The sequence below is a fragment of the Leifsonia aquatica H1aii genome, assembly GCF_000633535.1.
GTDB lineage: Bacteria > Actinomycetota > Actinomycetes > Actinomycetales > Microbacteriaceae > Leifsonia > Leifsonia aquatica_A.
In genome coordinates, this window is sequence record NZ_AYMR01000001.1 from 40,754 (window position 1) to 56,995 (window position 16,242).

General features: G+C 63.9%; 9 protein-coding genes and 2 pseudogenes. 7 read left to right on the forward strand and 4 right to left on the reverse strand.

Going from position 1 to position 16,242, the window contains the following annotated elements:
* Positions 1-123: 123 nt before the first annotated feature.
* Entirely contained in the window at positions 124-399 is a 276-nt protein-coding gene (locus U870_RS22255) for a hypothetical protein (RefSeq protein ID WP_025155393.1), read from the forward strand.
* Positions 400-717: 318 nt separating this feature from the next.
* Here the strand turns inward: U870_RS22255 and U870_RS23470 are convergent, their stop codons facing one another.
* From U870_RS23470 to U870_RS23485, 4 genes and pseudogenes are all read right to left on the reverse strand, one after another.
* On the reverse strand, positions 718-2,949 hold the full coding sequence (locus tag U870_RS23470; RefSeq protein ID WP_081815116.1) for a hypothetical protein: 2,232 nt from the start codon (positions 2,947-2,949) through the stop codon (positions 718-720).
* Positions 2,950-3,305: 356 nt separating this feature from the next.
* Positions 3,306-4,088, reverse strand: a pseudogene (istB, locus tag U870_RS25140) (IS21-like element helper ATPase IstB).
* Between the two features lie 14 nt (positions 4,089-4,102).
* A pseudogene (locus U870_RS25095) lies at positions 4,103-5,084 on the reverse strand (Mu transposase domain-containing protein).
* 183 nt (positions 5,085-5,267) lie between these two features.
* Complete coding sequence (locus U870_RS23485; RefSeq protein ID WP_162819063.1) at positions 5,268-8,183, reverse strand: DUF7507 domain-containing protein; 2,916 nt, start codon at positions 8,181-8,183, stop codon at positions 5,268-5,270.
* Positions 8,184-8,953: 770 nt separating this feature from the next.
* Here U870_RS23485 and U870_RS25145 point away from each other — a divergent pair.
* The 6 genes from U870_RS25145 to U870_RS0100195 all read left to right on the forward strand — a co-directional run bounded on the left by U870_RS25145 (position 8,954) and on the right by U870_RS0100195 (position 15,714).
* Positions 8,954-9,220 carry a hypothetical protein gene (locus tag U870_RS25145; RefSeq protein WP_052357476.1) on the forward strand — a complete coding sequence of 89 codons (267 nt, stop codon included), beginning with the start codon at positions 8,954-8,956 and terminating at the stop codon, positions 9,218-9,220.
* Positions 9,221-9,384: 164 nt separating this feature from the next.
* Positions 9,385-10,440 (forward strand): IS3 family transposase, encoded by a 1,056-nt coding sequence (locus U870_RS23925; RefSeq protein ID WP_115644376.1) that lies wholly within the window; start codon positions 9,385-9,387, stop codon positions 10,438-10,440.
* A 1,446-nt stretch (positions 10,441-11,886) separates the two neighbouring features.
* Positions 11,887-12,723 (forward strand): helix-turn-helix transcriptional regulator, encoded by an 837-nt coding sequence (locus U870_RS0100180; RefSeq protein ID WP_025155399.1) that lies wholly within the window; start codon positions 11,887-11,889, stop codon positions 12,721-12,723.
* Between the two features lie 218 nt (positions 12,724-12,941).
* Positions 12,942-14,048, forward strand: a complete 1,107-nt coding sequence (locus U870_RS0100185) for an ArdC-like ssDNA-binding domain-containing protein (protein WP_025155400.1) — start codon at positions 12,942-12,944, stop codon at positions 14,046-14,048.
* Positions 14,048-14,956: a bifunctional DNA primase/polymerase gene (locus U870_RS0100190; protein ID WP_052357479.1), complete on the forward strand. Its 909-nt coding sequence runs from the start codon at positions 14,048-14,050 to the stop codon at positions 14,954-14,956. Before U870_RS0100185 ends, U870_RS0100190 begins: the two co-directional genes overlap by 1 nt.
* Positions 14,953-15,714, forward strand: coding sequence for a DUF2637 domain-containing protein (locus U870_RS0100195; protein ID WP_025155402.1), 762 nt, complete (start codon positions 14,953-14,955; stop codon positions 15,712-15,714). The genes U870_RS0100190 and U870_RS0100195 overlap by 4 nt, the downstream gene beginning before the upstream one ends.
* The last annotated feature ends 528 nt before the right edge of the window (positions 15,715-16,242 follow it).

Consider the following 16,242-nt stretch of genomic DNA (forward strand, 5'->3'; position numbering starts at 1 on the left):
CGTCCATGGTTGCTGAGTCTGAATCGGCCTGGCTTTTGCTCCGTTCTTCAAACAAGGAAGGAAATCGAGGCTTCACGGCGCGCGCATTGTCGGGTGGAACGTCGCGTCAACGCTACGGTCCCAATGCAGGCCCTCGACATGGCCGCGTGGAACGTCGGCGGGCGCCTCGACGGGCTAATCCACCATGCGGACCACAGGCCGAACGACACCGCGATGGTCTACACCGAGCCGATCGTCGAACTCGGCGCAGCCCCTTCCACGGGAACCGTCGGCGAAAGCTTCGATAACGCGATGGCAGAGGCCGTGATCAACCTCTACAAGACCGAACTGATCCGACGGCGAGGCGCCTGGCTGACCGTCGAGCAGGTCGAGCCCGCCAGACTCGAATGGGTGTGGTGATGGAACAACCAACGGCTCCACAGCGAGCTCGACATGCGCACCCCTACCAGGGCCGAGGACGCGTAAGACGCTGACCAAGAATCAGCCAACCCAGCACCCGTGGGACAAGCCTCCCGATAGGAACGAAAGACAGGCCGATTCAAGCCGATTCAGTGCGCGTCTATCTCCCAGGGGACAGACGCGCACTCACAAACCCCAGACAAAAGGTACTGCGTTGGTTGTTGGAACGATCCTTGGAATCTAAGGGCAACGGCTTCGAGGGGCACAACTGCGGCCTGGTCGGTCACGCTCAACGACCCGCAGGCAGTCCCCCTTGTCCTAGTGGTTCTGACGCCTCTTCAGAACACGGTTCGTCACCACGAGACCGCCACCCAAAACCAGAGCAGCAAGACTCAGGCCAAGCAAACCCTGCTCGGAACCACCACCAGTCAGCGCGAGGCTGCCATCGGTTTTCGTGCCCCCGGGCGTGCCCGGCTTCGGCGTCCCGCCGCCACCCTCTTGCGTCACCGCGAGCTTCGCAGCCTCACTGGTCGCACTGCCCGCACTATTGGACGCCGTCGCCCGGTACAGGAAACCATCGTTGGCTTCACTTCCCGCGACAGTCAGCGTCAGGCCGCCGTTCGAGAGCTTCGCAGTAGGGTCAGCGCTCACCGCTTGCCAGGTCTTTCCACCGTCACGAGATAGCTGCCACTTTACCGTCGGTTCGGGAGTACCAGTCACTTCGACAGAGAACTCTGCCACGGCCCCGTCCTTGACGGCCTGATCCTTCGGATTCGTGATCTTCGGAGCAACCGGGATCGGCGGCGTCTTGCTAACAGTCAACCTTGCTGCGGCGCTGGTCGCACTGCCAGCACTATTGGACGCCGTCGCCCGGTACAAGAAGCCACCGTTAGCTTCACTTCCCTTGACGGTGACCGTCAGTCCGTCACTCGAGACCGTCGCATCAGGGTCCACGGTGACCGCTTCCCAAGTCGCCCCGCTATCCCGGGAAACCTGCCACACAACTGCGGGCGCCGGAGTACCCGTCACACTGACCTCGAACGACGCGTTCGCACCATCAACCACAGTCTGATCCGAAGGATCAGTAACCGTCGGCGCAACAGCGACGGGCTCAAAAGTAAAGCCATCGGTGTACGTGATCGGGGCTTGCGCGACACCGTTCCATGTCCACGACACCACCACATCAACAGCACCTGCCCCGTGAGCAGGAGTAGTCACCGACCACGTCCTATCCGGGTTCTGCACCAGCCCGGTCCCCACCGTGCCACCAAACGCCACCGACGTAACCGTCACCGAATTCGTCACCACGACCGGGACACTACTATTCGTGTTGGTACCTATACCTAACTGGCCATAGTTGTTGAGCCCCCACGCGTAGGCCTTCCCATCCGAGCCCAGCGCCAATGAATGGGTGGAGCCTGCATCGATATTGGTGAACGTGACTCCCGGAGGCATCGTCACCGCGACAGGGACACTGCTATTCGTGGTGGTTCCGTTACCCAGCTGGCCGTTAGCGTTGAGCCCCCACGCGTAGGCCTTCCCATCCGAGCCCAGTGCCAACGAATAGTAGTCGCCTGCGTGGATGCTGGTGAACGTGGCCTCTGCGGGCATCGTCACCGCGACAGGCACACTGCTATTCGTGGTGGTTCCGTTACCCAACCGGCCGTAGGCGTTGTACCCCCACGCGTAGGCATTCCCGTCCGTATCCAGCGCCAACGTATGGGAACCGCCTGCGCTGATGCTGGTGAACGTGGGCCCTGCAGGCATCGCCACCGCCAACGGGACACTGCTATTGGTGGTGGTGCCGTTACCCAATTGGCCGTTAGCGTTGTACCCCCACGCGTAGGCCTTGCCGTCCGAACCCAGCGCCACCGAGTAGGAAAAGCCTAGGTTGACGCTGGTGAACGTGACCCCTACGGGCATCGTCACCGGCACCGGAATAGTGCTATTCGTGGTAGTGCCGATACCTAACTGGCCATAGTTGTTGGCCCCCCACGCGTAGGTCTTCCCATCTGACCCCAAAGCCAACGAATGAGAGCCGCCAGCAGCTAGGTTGACGCTGGTGAACGTCACCCCCGCGGGCAGCGTCACCGCCACCGGGACACTGCTACTGGTAATAGTACCGTTACCCAACTGGCCATAGTTGTTGTACCCCCACGCGTAGGCCTTCCCATCCGACCCCAAAGCCGTGGAATACAAACTACCTGCCTTGACGCTGGTGAACGTCACTCCCGGAGGCATCGTAACCGCCAGCGGGACACTGCTACTCGTAGTAGTACCGTTACCCAACTGGCCATAGTTGTTGTACCCCCACGCGTAGGCCTTCCCATCCGACCCCAACGCCAACGAATGGGAGCTGCTGGCGCTCACCGCCGTGAACTTCGCTCCTCCTGTGGGGTCGGGGAGGGTTACCTGAGTGCCGCCAGCAGCGGATCCTGTCCCGGGATCAATTCCAGTCGCCGCGGACGCACCCACCCCGGAACCCAAAGCAACCAGAACCGCGAGCACCGCGCCGACACCCCAACGCCACCCATGCACGCGATCCCGCATCCGTTCTCTCCGAAACAGAAACACCCTCACCGCACCTCACATCAAGATCGAATGAAAACACAAGCACGATAGAACAGGGCGCACAGCGCCCAAGGAGCCTGACCAACACTAAGTACCAACCCGACCGAGAATTCAGTAGCTTGTCGACAGAAACACCGAACCGCGACGCCCCACTAGGTACTGCGAGGTCGAGGCTGCCCGCCGGTGGGCGCCGAACCGGCGCGATTCAGGACCCGACATCCATCCACGAACCAGCAGCCAGCCCTCGACTGCGCCCGGAACCGCAAAGGGCTTGTCAGCGCTCGTCAGGAATTGAGCACTTTGGCTCGTGAGGATTTGAGCACTTCGTTGTGTGGTTAGTCTGCCGCGTTTCCGGCGCCGACGGAGGGTAGTGTCTCCATCTCGGTGTTCCGGAGTCGATAGGAGGAGCCCTTCAGGGTGACGACCTCGGCGTGGTGGACGATGCGGTCGATCATGGCTGCGGCGACGACTTGGTCGGAGAAGACGTCGCCCCAGCGGGCGAAGGGCATGTTGCTGGTCAGGATCAGCGATGCGTGCTCGTAACGGGATGAGACGAGCTGGAAGAAGAGGTTCGCGGCGTCCTGCTCAATCGGGATGTAGCCGACCTCGTCGACGATGATCAGCCCGTAACGGCGCAGCTTGGCAAGCTCGGCGCCGAGCTTGCCGACTGCGTGGGCGGCTTGCAGGCGGGTGACCCATTCGGTTGCCGTGCCGAAGAGGACGCGGTGGCCGAGGTGGGCGGCCTGATTCCGAGCGCGATCGCCGGGTGTGTCTTCCCGGTCCCGGGGGACCGATCAACACGACGTTTTCTGGCCGCCTGCGAGGAAGGCCCTGCCGACCAGGTGCAGGATGGTGTCGCGTTTGAGCGCGGGCTGGTGGTCGAACACGTAGTCCTCGATCGTTTTGCGGGCGGGGAACCCGACCGCCCGGATCCGCAGCTCTTAACCAGAGGAGTCCCGGGCGGAGACCTCCCGGTCCAGGACGGCAGCTAGCTATTCTTCGTAGGACCAACCGGCATCGCGGGCCTGCTCGGCCAGCCGGGCGGCGTGTTCCTGGATGCGCGGCGCTTTCAGCGCTCGGGCGAGGTGATCGATCTGCTTGATCGCGGCGGCAGTCATGCGGTGTGCTCTTCCTAGTCGAGGGTGATGCCGAAGAAGGCGTCGTAGTCGGCCAGATCCCGCAGGATCCCGCCGTCGTCGATGGTGTTGGGTCGCGGCTGCTGGAACGCGGACCGCAGCCGGCCGGCGCTGGTGACGTGTCCGGGTTGTGATCCGTCCGGCGCGTCCCCAGCTGCGAGGATGGTCGGTGACCAGCCGGCCGGCGAGGCGGGCTTGGACCCGTTCGAGGTCGGCGCTGACATCGACCATCCGGTCGATCGCGGCCGGGTCGACGGAGTAGTCGTTGCCGAGGACGGCCGTGTAATAGTCCCGGCGGACGCGGTTGCGGAACCCGGCCTGCGGATCGAAGGGTTTAAGCTGAACGAGCCGGGTCGCCAGAGTGCCACAGAACCCGTTGACGCCCTCCGCGAGATGGTTGCTGCGTCCGATGCCAGCCTCGTTATCCCAGATCAACCGCCTGGGAACGGCGCCTAGCTGCCCAATCAGCAGCCACCACATGCCCGCCAGCAGGTCCGGTGTCTTCCGGGTGGGCAGCATCCGGGCGGTGATGAACCGTGGATACGAGGCGACCATCACCAACACCGGGAACGGCGCCCACTGCCCGGTCCCGGTCGGAATCCGCGCCGGCGGGAACCAGAGATCGCATTGGGCCTGATCGCCCGGGGAATAGTCCAACCGGTCCGCGGGGTCCTTCGGCGAATACTCCGGTCGCAGCAGCGCGACCCGTTTCCGGAACCACGACCGCGACCCTGCCCAGCCGACCCGCTCCGCGATCACCGTCGCCGGCATCGTCGGGAACTCGGCCAGCAGCACCCGAACCCTCGGCTCGAGCTCATCGAACGCCGACGGTCTCGGCGGCTGCCGATAGGTCGGCGGCTCCGGCGATGCCAACGCACTCGCCACAGTGTTCCGCGACAGCCCTAGCTGGCTGGCGATCTGCGCCTTCGGCACTCCCTCCGCCAAGTGCAGCCGCCGAATCAAGGCCCAATGCTCCAAGGTGATCACCCGTCCAATCTGGATCAGGTGCTCAATTCCTCACGAGCGTTTCTGCTCAATTCCTAACGAGCGCCGACAGGGCTACGAGGACCGGTTCGATTCAGACCCTCAAGATCCGCCCGCGTCTGATGGTAGGTACGTTGACCGAGCCGGATACATTCCAGCCCGGTCAACGTACCAGCGTCAGGAGTGACGGCGTTTACTCGTCCTTCGCCGGGCCCACACGACGAGCGCGACGCCCAGAACCAGCACGGCGAGAATCACCGCGACCAAGGACCAGGCAATCGTGCTGCCGGTCAGGGCAAGCCTGCCCGACCCGGCATTAGTCGACGGCGTCACTGCACTAGGCAGCGCCACAGTAGCCGTCGCGTCTGCCGTGTGGACTACCACGTCTTGCGGGGTTTTCGCGCTCACAACCTCGGTGCGAACAAGGTTCCGTGCCGCGGAGACGTCACTGCCGGTGACGCCGTATGTCCCGATACAGGTCATGCTCGCGCCCGGAGCCATGGTGTTCGTCGGGCAGGTCACGGGCGGCAAGGTCCCAGAACCTGTGAACGACGACGTCGCGAAAGCCAACGATGAGAGGGTCGTGTTACCCGGGTTGCTCACAAGGTAGCGGTAGGTAACGCTTTCCCCCGCCTGAGTGACCTGGTCCGGCGTCGCCGAAACCGAAACATCCAGGGCCGGTCGCTGTTCCACAGCGACGGTGACCGCGGTCTGCGGAGCCGCCACGCCGTCACCCCAGGGCGTGGTCGCGGAAGCGTCCGCGGCGTAGACGAGGTTCGCACCTGCGTCGATGTCCTCCTGCGTGACGGGAACCGATGAGGTACACGTGAGACTTTGCCCTGGTTCGAGAGTTGTGTTGCCGCTGCACACGAGAGAGGTCGGTTCTGCCGCGCCCGTATAGGGTTCGGGGTTCGCCGCAAGGCCGAACAGCGACACGTTGCCTGTGTTCGTCGCCTGCAGCGAGAAGGCGAGGCTCTGCCCAGCCCCGGTGGCTGCGGCCAGATCGGACGAGCCCGTCAGAGCGAGGGCAGGGGTTTGGGTGATCTGCGCGCTGAGGGTGGCACTGTCAGCGGACAGGACAGATCCGGACGGAGTCTGCCCCGAAAAACCCACCACGAGTGGCAAGTCCGCCCCCTGATCGAGATCCGACTGCGTCACGGTGTACTGCCGCTGGCAGGTCGTTGTCGCCCCCGGGGCGAGGACGGTGGCGGAACAAGTGACGTCACTGGGGAGGGTCTCGCTCGGCAACGAGCTCGCTAGTGCGGCCAGATTGGAGAGGGTAACGTTGCCGGGGTTTGACACGTGAAACGCGTAGGTGATCGTCTGCCCCGCGGCGGTGACCGGGCTGATCGCGACCGCTTCCACTGCAGGAGCACTCGGGGTCTGCACAGCGGTGATGGTCGCAGGTATCTCTGGCGACGAGACGGTGGCTCCCCCCGCTAGCGCTGCGCTCGCGGTCACACTGAAGGGTACCGCGCCCGAATCGATATCGGCCTGGGTCACCGTGTATTGTGCCGCGCAGGTCACCGAAGTCCCCGGAGTGAAAGGGGTTGCGGGGCAGGAGATCGTCGGTGCAGTCCCCGAACCGGTAAATGAGTTCTGCGCGATCGAGAGCGACGACAGAGTCGAATTGCCCGTATTGGCGGCTTCGAACGCAAAGTCCACCCGCTGCCCGGCGGCGGTCACTGTCTCCGGGGCGACCAAGACACTCAGCCCCAGGGACGGCGCGTGGGATATCGTCACGGTCACGCTCTCCGTACCTGACGACACAACTGTTCCGGCGGTTGTTGCCGCACTTGCAGTAGCAGCCACAACCAGGTCACGACCGGCATCGATGTCGGCCTGTGTCACCGTGTACGACACCGTGCAGGTCATCGAACCGCCCTCGGGTAGCAGTTCCGATGCGGGGCAGGACACGGAGGGCAGTGTTCCATTTCCGGTGAAAGAGTCGACGGCAATGGTCAGGCTGTTCAACGGTGCACCGCCGGGGTTGGTAGCGGTTAACGACCACGTGATTGTACTTCCGTCGGAAGAAACCGATCCGGTCGACGCGGAGACAGCGAGCGGGAGTGACAGCGCGAACGTAGAGAACGTGAACGAGGATGAGGCACTGCTCGTATCGCGCTCGAAGTTTGTGGCGGTCGCCGTGGCCGTGCTAGCAACCTTTCCCGCTGCAACGTCCGCCTGCGTCACGGTATACGACCCGGCGCACTGCTCCGAGTCTCCCGGACTTATAGCGGTGGCGGGACACGCAATCGCACCTAGTGCGGTGCCCCCGATCGCTAGCCCGGACTGCACCGACCCGCTCATGTTCGTCACCGTGTACGAGATCGGTACTACGTCGCCGGTGGTGAAGCGCGTGTAGGGAGTGCCAGTCGTAGTCGAATGGTCCACCTGAGAGGTGAGCGCGAGTCCAGTGAGCGGCAGCACCGTCGACAGCGAGCGCATCCGAATCAGCTGTGTTAATACAGCGGCACCGGTGCTTCCCGCGAAACCGAATTTCAGGCTCGCCGGAGCCTCGCTGAGCTGGCTGGAAAGGACCTGCCGATAGTCGTTCCCCGTGCCCGTAAAATCCACCGAGACCGTCAGTGTGGGGTTCGGGGTCGACTGTGTCACGGGAGACAGCACAACGTGCACAAGCTGGTGCGAGTCATCCAGCGATGAGCCCGACAGGTTTAGCTTATATTTTGTTGCGGTCTGCCTCGTCGCGACCAGGCAGTACCCGTCGCCTCCGTCACCAGCACCCCGAATCCCGACCGACTGAAAGAACTGCCCTTCATGCGAATTGGAGCACCCGCGGGAAGAGTCAGTATCCGTCCTCACGTTGGTATTGACAAAGTTCCCATAGGCGTCGAAACCAACGCCAAAATAGCCGTGCGGAATCCTTATATAGCCAAGGCCGCCACCGGCTGAACCCATCTTTGTGAGATCGTATGAGCCGTCCACAGCAAAAAAGCTGAGGCCGTCACCCGGTCTACCCGCATCGAGGTACTGCCATTTGTCGAACACCACGTCGATTCCGGCAAACGTTGGAATCGCGCGGTCGTAGAGTGCTGCACTGGACGTGTAGGTGGTCTGGTTGGTGAGTTGCAAGTAGCCCGGTGTCTCCCCCAACGCCGGAGAACCATTCGGCGTCGGGCACACTCCGAGGTTGGAAGCTCCAGCAGGGGGAGCCGTCGTCGCCGCGGTGAGACACGCAGAGCCGAGACCTGACCAGCGCGAGTCGGAAACACTCGAACCTGTAAAACTCTCACTCGATAGAGAGCCTCCCCCGCCCGGCTCTGCAATCGCCAAGCTCCCCTGTCCGCCTCCGGCAGCTAGCGCGACCGCAATGGCCATCGATACGGCCACCGCACAGCCAGAAAGCTTGAAAAACTTTGAACGGTAAGGAGCCCTCACCGCGTGACCTCAATCAGACAGCGGCATTTTCCTACCGTTTTGCTGTTCTTCATTGTTTCGATGACACCCCTAAGATTGTGGTCGACGCACAGCCCCGAAGCGAGCCCGGTTGTAGTGCGGTTGCCAAGTTGTCAATTGCTGGGTCCAAGAACGTTGACAGCGGCAAAGCCAGTTGCCCTGACGTTAGCGCCGCAGTCGAACAAAACACCGTGTCCGCGATAGCACCTCAAGTCGCCTTCGGGACCATACGCACAAGAAAGCGCGACCTGAGCGGTATTGTTTTCAGTCTTATCCATGGGCGCGCGAAAGGGACCGAGTCGGGCAGAATTGAGTCGCCAGTATTGAACAATTGAGTGGCCGACCTCGATCAACTAAGTGGCCGATCCCGATCAATTAAGTGGCTGATCTGAACCGTCTCCGGTTCGGTGCCTTTCCCCTTCGCGTGTGTAAGGAAAATAGAGATCATGCCCAAGAAGATTCGGGAGGAGACCAAACAGCGGGCGACACGGCCGGTTCTGGATCATTTGCGATGCCTATCCGAACTTGACGGCCGGCTGCGAGGCGGTCTCGCGCCGTTGTGCATCGGCGCTGAGTTGCTGCCTCGGTGGGTGCGCCAGGCGCAAGTCGACGCGGGCGACCGGGCCGGGGTGACCTCGTTCGAGTCCGAGCGGATCCGCCGTCTCGAGCGGGGGAACCGTGAGCTGTGTGAGGCGAACGAGATGGCGGATTGAACCGGTGGTCGCAACGAGTTCCGTGAATTTCTCCGATGGTGTCAGATATCGAAGCGTCTTGCGTGGCCGGCCTTTGAGTGAATCAGGCTGACTTTCGTTCCGTTCCTTCAAGCACGTCCTCTGCGCTCGGATGGAACACGCTGAACAGGAAGTATTGGCCGCAGATGCGTGACCGGGCGCTGCGGATGCTCGCGCAGACGCGGCCGGCACATCCGAACATGATGAGTGTTTCTCGCGAAGGAGCTCTACCGCCTCTGACCGAGATGATCCGGTTCATCAACGCACATCGGGATCGTTTTGGGGTCGAACTCATCTGGCGCGTCCTCCGACCGGCAGTGCAGGGCTTCTTCACCTCCCGCAGCTACCACGACACCGCTGGCCGTGCGCCCTCAGCCCGGCAGCTGAAAGACGAACTCCTCGCCCCGGAGGTCGCCACGCTGCATGCGGAGAACTACGGCGTCTACGGACACCGGAAGATGCATGCGCTGATGCGTCAGCAGGGGTGGGAGATCGGCCGTGGCCAGACCGGACGTCTTATGCTTCTGGCCGGGGTCCGTGGCGTGAAGACGTCGAAGACGGTGCTTACGATCTGCTCGGACAAGACGACCGCACTGCCCAACAATCTGGTTAAGCGTTGCTTCACCGCGCCAGCGACGCGGCGGCTCTGGGTCTGCGACGTGACCGATGTCGCCGCCTGGTCTGGGTTCGACTGCGTCCCGTTCGTCGACGACGTCTACTCCCGCCGCATCATCGGGTGGAACGTCGCGTCGACACTGCGATCCGAGATAGTGCCAATGCAGGCGCTCGACATGGCCGGATGGGAGGCCGGCGGCCGGCTCGACGGACTCATCCATCACGCGGATCACGGATCGAACTACACAGGCATGGTCTACACCGACCAGATCCTCGAACTCGGCGTGGTCCCGTCGACAGTAATGGTGGGCGATTCGTTGGATAACGCGATGGCCGAGGCCGTGAACAACCTCTATAAGACCGAGTTGAACTTTAAGCAAGGGCCGATCGGACAGCCGAACAGATCGAGCTCGCGGCCCTCGTGCGGGTGTAGTAGTGGAACAACTCCCGCCTCTACGGCGAGGTCGACCTGCGAACCCCCGCCGAGGTCGAGGACGCGTATTACGTTGACCTCGAACCAGTCAATCCGGCTCCTGCAGGACAAGGCTCCCGATAAGCACGAAAGTCAGGCCGATTCAGTACACTGATGCGCGCATGAGGATCTCGTTCCCTATCTCCAACACGCGTATCCGGCGACGCGCCCCGACCAGTTTTTTGTGTTCGTCTGTCGTCAAACCGGGTTTGCGGCCTCTGCCGACTGTGTCACGGTTCATTCAGTTCCGGAGGCGGGACTCGCTAATCCCAAAATCCCCAGCGGTTCACGCGACCGGATTCCCCTGCGCGACCAGATGCACGGCACGACTCCGGAACTCCGGCGAGTGAGCAGCAGGCATTCCATGGACTCGTCTGAGACGATCATTACCTCAACTCAGGTTTCCGGAAAACCGAGTCAGGCTCCTCCCCTACTCCGATGGTTGGGCACTGAGCTCTCGGCGTAGGTTTGAGGAGGAATCTCATGGTGGAGACCTCGCGGCGTCGAAGAACGAGCGTGTCGGGGAGCCCTCACAAACCCCACCGATAACCTCCTCGCGGCCGCGAGTAGCTCTCTAGTGGGCCGGATGACGAAGCAACGAGTGCAGGTGTTCTCGAAGTGCTGGTGCCGCACGTGACGCAGGTGTTATCTCGCGTCGATCGTGCACACGGCCCGCAGACGCGCTCTACGAAACGAAACCAAGGGCGATTCAGTTCGAGACTCCGTATTACATACCGCCGTGCCCGCCAGCAATAAACCTGCTCACGGAGCGTATCGGAACACCGATTTTCATGCCTCCGCTACGCAAGTACTCAGCCTTAGATACTGAATCTCTGTCGAACGACTTCGCGATGGACGGATTCTGTGGGAGCGTTTCTACGTCTGCCTGGCCTCCCTCCCGACGAAATGGGAGCACGAGCTCGGGAGTTGATGCACCCATCCGATCCCGTCTCCCTCACTCGGCGGGTTGCGGTCCCTGCGGATCTGGGCCGATAGTGCGGTGACCGTTCTGTACGTTAAAGGGGTAGCGGGATGAGGCTTGCGGCCATGAAAGGCTCGATGCTACGTCGTATGCGGAGGTGCTGGCAGAGACTGCCAAGCAGGCGATGCACTCGCCCGGCTGCCTCCATCAGCCGGGATCGCGGCGACTCTCGTGCGCGCAAGCGCGCCGGTGTTGTGTCACCTCGAGTTCCGCTCGCTGATAGGCGCTCGATGACTTCGTTCAGCGCTTTGCGGTCGGTCAACCTCGTTACGGTCTTCAACCGCAAACAGCGTGGCCCCGCGCTGACCGCTTGGCGTCCGATGATTGCGTTTGACTCCGCACCCTTACCGCGTCTTCACGCGTTGGCTGACGGTGACCGTGTCGATCACCGGGATGCGGTCGGCCGTCCGGTGGCAGGTACGGCTACGGCGAGGTTCGCCATTCGGATGTCGGCTCGCCGCATCTGCTGCTAGAGAGATGAAGGTGGTGCTTATCGGATTGCGAGACAAACGATGTGCACCTCTCTTCGCGCGTACGCGGTGCTTTCACCGAGCCGTGCGACCGAAAGCGTATGACTGCGTGAAACTCGTGACGGTCCGTGACGGGTCTGCACTCGTGTTCAGCGAGTTTGGTGAGGGACTCGCACGCGGTGGCGATGTAATACTGATCAGCGCAAACGCGCGATGCGGCGCGCAGCCCGAAGGTCATTTCACGGTCACCGTAGTCGACATCGACTTGGACTTTGTTCTGGATCAGTTCTTTTGGCGGCACGTTGACCTCGTCCAGGATCGTTCAGCGTCACAGAGTGTCGCAGAGATGATCTACACCGAGCCTGCGCAGTTGATGCGGCTTGGAGAGGACCGGGTTGGGATGCTGATGCCTTGGCTCGACGAGCTGGTCACCCTTAGTGTTGACGGGCAGTACCGGGAGCGGTTTCACCGGATGCAGGCGCTGTGGCACGCTGTGATCGATCAGGTGTCCCCGTTCATCCGGGTTTCGCCGACTCGCACTCTTCCGATCCAGCGGTCGCGGCCGACGGTCTCGCGAGGGCGTCGGCTCGTGCCGCTGCGCGCTGAGGCATGCGCGGCGCGCGAACTGCTGCATTCGGATATCCGGCATTCTTGGTCGATCTCCGAGCTGGCGAGTGCCGCTCATTTGTCTTCGTCCCAACTCGTCCGGGTGTTCTCGGACGCTTACGGGAAGACGCCGTTGGCGTATCTGACGATGCTGCGGGTCGAGGAGATGGCGCGGCTGCTGCGGGAGTCGAATGCGTCGATCGCGGAAGCTGGAAGCGCGGTGGGGTGGGCGTCTAGGAATCGGGCTGCGGCCGCGTTCCGGGAGTGCACGGGCCTCACGCCGGGTCGGTACCGGGCGATGCAGCACGCGGCGGTCGTGCCCAGCATTTCGCCATCTTGAGCGCAGGAAATCGCCGCAGTCGACCAGTTCCGTACCTGAACGGCCGGTGCGGCTGTTATCCGTTGTGCTACGTCGGGTGACGCTATGGGGTTCCTGACGGCCAACTTACCGCTCTGACTGTTCGCTGTCCGTCTCGATTCGCCGCCGGCATCTCCGGCGTACCTCGCTTGCACGGGCGCCCCGTTTTCGGGCCGCCACGGTGACGAGAGGAGGCGGTCATGGCTGCGAGGAGAATCCCCGAGGAAGCGCGCGCCGCGCGGGAGGCGAAGCTCGATGAGGTGCGCGAGCAGCTGAACGCGGAGGTCGAGAAGCTGGTTACCGGCGAGGACTGGAAGCAGGCGCTGACGTTCGCGGCGAAGTTCCGCTCCCGTAGCGTGAACAACTCGTGGCTGATCTTTGCCCAGCACCAGGCCGCCTGGGAGACCGGCCTGGTGCCGGAGCCGATGCCGACGTACATTGCCGGCTTCCGGCAGTGGGAGCAGCTGGGCCGCCATGTTCTGAAGGGGCAGAGGGGGTACGCGATCCTGGCCCCGGTGACCGGGAAGTTCGCGTCGAAGACGCCCGCTGATCCGTTGTCGTGGCGCAAGCTCGCCCCGAAAGAGGCGCCGAAGCCGGGCGAGGTCGTCAGGTCGAGGATGATCGGCGCGAAAGTCGCCTACGTCTTCGATATCTCCCAAACCGATGGCCCGGACGTGCCGGTCCCACCGTCGCCGCAGCTTCTCGAAGGTGAAGCCCCGGCGGGGCTTCGTGATGGCCTGATCCGGGAGGTGATCGAGTCTGGGTTCCAGTTCTTGCCGGTGCCGCACGAAGGCATCATCCACGGCGCGAACGGGCTCACGAACTTCGAAACAAAGCAGGTGGCGGTGCGGACGAACATGGACGATGCCGCACGGGTGAAGACCCTCGTGCACGAGCTCGCGCACGTGAAGATGCATGGCCCCGACAAACGGGAAGCTCGCCAGCATCGCGGGATCGGCGAAGTCGAAGCCGAATCCGTTGCGCTCATGGTCGCCGCCGCGCACGGGATGGACACCAGCGCGTACACGATCCCATACGTGTCGGGCTGGGCGATGGCTGCCGACGGGAAGAGACCCGTCCAGATCGTACAGGCAACCGCGGAGCGGGTGCGGAAGGTCGCCCTCGAGATACTGGACCAGCTCGACACCGAGCAGGTCGGTGACGGCACCCCGCCGGGCCTCCTCCGTGAGGGCCCCGAAGCTGAGGTCGCGAAGCAGTCCGACCGAAAGCCGCTGGCCCCGTCGTCGGCGCGGAGGCAGCCGACGGCGCGGTCTGCTCGTTCCTCGTCTCTAGTGCGGGGGCTGTGATGGACGCCAAACAGCTTCTCGCTCCGGTCGCCCGCATGAGCCTCGCAGACGCCGCCCGTCACTACGTGCTGCTGGGTGTGCCGGTGTTTCCGTGCGTGCCGGGTGAGAAACGGCCGCTCGTCGCGCACGGCTTCAAGGACGCCAGCACCGAGCCCGCACATGTTGAAACGTGGTGGATGCGGTGGCCGGATGCGAACATCGGCATCCCGACCGGCCCGGTATCCGGGATCGAGGTCGTCGATGTCGACGTCAAGGGCGACCTGCCGCGCGGCCCCGCTTCCTGGCAGCGCGCACACCGGGCGGGGCTCCTTGAAGGGTGGGCGGCGCAGATCGTCACCCCTTCGGGCGGGCTGCATGCCTACTATCCGGCAGCCGAGTACGAGCAGCGGTCGTGGGCGTCCGGTGCGGCGCAACTCGACTTCCGCGGCACCGCCGGCTATGTCGTCGCACCGCCCTCCCGGGTCATGATCGACGGACTGCCGACGGCATATGAGCTCCTGGTTCTCTCGACTTGCGAGGCCTGGCCAGTGGATGCTGTGGCGTTGCGGGAGTTCCTGGACCCGCGACCAGCACCGGCGACGCGGGCGGCAGACCTGTTCCGGCGCACACTCGAAGAACGCACCCAGCGGATCGCGGCATGGCTGGAAGGACAGGGCGAGGGCGAACGAAACCAGGGCCTGTACTGGGCGTCCTGCCGTCTCGCGGAGAACGGTGCCTCTCTGTCGGCGGCGTTCGAAACACTCGGACCGGTCGCTGAGGGCATCGGGCTTCCGCCGCGGGAGATCGAACGCACCATCCGCTCCGCCTACCGTACCCCTGCGCCAGCATCCACGCCCGGAAGTCCCGCCCGCCGCCCGCCCGCAGCGATGCGGCGCGGACCTGCCGCGCAGGAACAGATGCTCGCGTGAGCGGCGCACGGAGAGTCGAGGGCAGGCGGGCCGCGGCGGGGACCGCGGTCGCGGGAACGGTGCTGATTGCGGCGGGGGCGTTCTGGCTGTCGTTCACGGCGCTCACGGATCTCGCCCGCCGGTCCGGGATCGCCGCGGGCCAGGCGTGGGCGTGGCCGTTGATCGTGGACGGAATCATTGTCGTCGCGACCGTCGCGGTGGTCGCGCTCGCCGGCACCCGTCGCGCCTGGTACCCCTGGATGCTCCTGATCGTCGGGGCGGGTCTGTCGGTGACGGCGAACTCGATCCATGCGATCGTTGCGGCCGACGCCGATGTGCCGGCACTGCTGGCCGCAGCGGCCGCGGCTGTGCCTCCGTTGGTACTACTCGCGATCACCCATCTCACCGTCATCCTCACCCGCCACCAAGTCGAGGCATCCTCACACTTCGCGGCGAGCGTTGACGATGCAGGCGAGCTGCAGGCCGAAGCGCTACCAACGTCCGTGCAGCTCGAACCGTCTGGGGCGGCGCTCGCACCTGACGGCCCGGCTCACGCGGAAGTGGATGCTGCGTCCCGCCCGTCCGGTTCGGGGCGCGCGAGGGCCGCAGCACTGCGAGCAGACGGCTGGTCGAACAAGAAGATCGCCCGCCACCTCGGCGTGCATCCCTCGACCGTCGGCCGTTGGTTCACGGATCATGCCACACCCGAGCCGGAGACCATAAAGCCGGACCAACCGGAAAGAGAACTCGAGGATGAGAGGCCCACCAATGGATACTGAGCATAATTCCGCCGAGGACCGGGGCGGCCCGCGGTCGCGGTTGCACCCGGCGCTCGCCGCGGCGATGGCAGCTGAACGCGCCGGCGCGCTCGATCAGCGTGAGCCTGGTTCAGTGGTGGAGGCGGAGCGGTCGACGCTCCTAGTGCACGGCGACCCGACCGTGACCACCACTGAAGTCATCGCATTTGAGCCCGAAGCGGATGCGGAGGCGCGACGGCGGACGCAGGTGCGGTGGGTGCGGCCAACGGATTTCGCGATGCAGGCCAGCGCACGCGCAACCGGGTGGGGGCTCGATCTACGGGCCGAGCTCGACCAACGACTCCAGGACGCCCGCACCGCACGCAAGGACCAGCACCCCCGCGGGCGGAGTGATCGGGTGGGACGGCTTCCGGATCTGTCGATCGCGGGGCGGTACCGGCCGACACGCCGGGAGTCGGCGCGTTCGGGGATGGGTCTGAGGTGATCCGTCATGAGTGCTCTGAGCCGCCTGTTTGCGCGGGACCTGCCCGGCCCGTGGGACCCCTTGCG

Excerpts from the sequence above, each read along its gene's own strand:
- U870_RS22255 (WP_025155393.1), top strand. The coding sequence starts at position 124 with ATGCAGGCCCTCGACATGGCCGCGTGGAACGTCGGCGGGCGCCTCGAC.
- U870_RS23470 (WP_081815116.1), bottom strand. The coding sequence starts at position 2,949 with ATGCGGGATCGCGTGCATGGGTGGCGTTGGGGTGTCGGCGCGGTGCTC.
- U870_RS25145 (WP_052357476.1), top strand. The coding sequence starts at position 8,954 with ATGCCCAAGAAGATTCGGGAGGAGACCAAACAGCGGGCGACACGGCCG.
- U870_RS23925 (WP_115644376.1), top strand. The coding sequence starts at position 9,385 with ATGCGTGACCGGGCGCTGCGGATGCTCGCGCAGACGCGGCCGGCACAT.
- U870_RS0100185 (WP_025155400.1), top strand. The coding sequence starts at position 12,942 with ATGGCTGCGAGGAGAATCCCCGAGGAAGCGCGCGCCGCGCGGGAGGCG.
- U870_RS0100190 (WP_052357479.1), top strand. The coding sequence starts at position 14,048 with ATGGACGCCAAACAGCTTCTCGCTCCGGTCGCCCGCATGAGCCTCGCA.